This is a genomic window from Mesorhizobium sp. M1A.F.Ca.IN.022.07.1.1, assembly GCF_003997575.1.
GTDB lineage: Bacteria > Pseudomonadota > Alphaproteobacteria > Rhizobiales > Rhizobiaceae > Mesorhizobium.
Genome location: NZ_RZST01000699.1, coordinates 1 through 720, shown reverse-complemented (window position 1 = coordinate 720; position 720 = coordinate 1). Strand labels below are relative to the sequence as shown.

At 68.1% G+C, this 720-nt stretch carries 1 protein-coding gene; it reads left to right on the top strand.

The window, feature by feature from the left end:
- On the top strand, nt 1–660 hold a 660-nt coding region (locus EOA75_RS33475; protein WP_127326184.1), incomplete at its 5' end, for an anti-sigma factor.
- Between the last annotated feature and the right edge of the window lie 60 nt (nt 661–720).

The following is a 720-nucleotide window of genomic DNA, read 5'->3' as shown; positions in this document are numbered from 1 at the left end:
GTTCTCGGCGTTCTGGCAGCCGACGAACGCCAGATCGCCTCCCGCCGCATCGATACCGAGGCGGGTTTTGCCCGCCTGGTCGATGCCTGGGAGGCCCATTTCGCGCCGATAGCGGCCGCCTACCCTGCGGTCGAGCCGCCGGCTTCGGTGAAGGCGGCGATCGACCGCCGGCTGTTTGCCTCATCAGTAGTCAACTCCACCGCGCCCAGCACCGGCCTGCTGGGGAGCCTCGCCTTCTGGCGCGGGCTTGCCGCGGCCGCGCTTGCCGCTTTGGCCGTCTTTGCCGCCCTGCCTCTCGTCAATCCGCCGTTGCCGCAGCCCGAGACCAGGCTGGTCGCCTCGCTCGCCGCCGACAACAGCAACGTCAAATACCTCGCTGTCTATGACGCGGCCCGCCAGGAGGTCGGCCTCTCGCATGTTTCCGGCGAACGCGGCGTCGGCAAGGATTTCGAGCTGTGGATGATCGAGGGCAAGACTGCGCCGGTCTCGATGGGCGTCATCCCGGCCGGTCAGACCGCGCGCATGGCCGTCACGCCGGCCGTGCAGGAGAAGCTGGCGCAAGGCGCCGTGCTCGCCGTCAGTCTCGAGCCGGCCGGCGGTTCGCCGACCGGCCAGCCGACTGGCCCCGTCGTCGCCGCCGGCGATCTGAAGGGCATCTGATCGACATTTCGAAAAAGTATTGGAGACTAGCCGAAGTCTATCCACCAGACATGTGTCGGC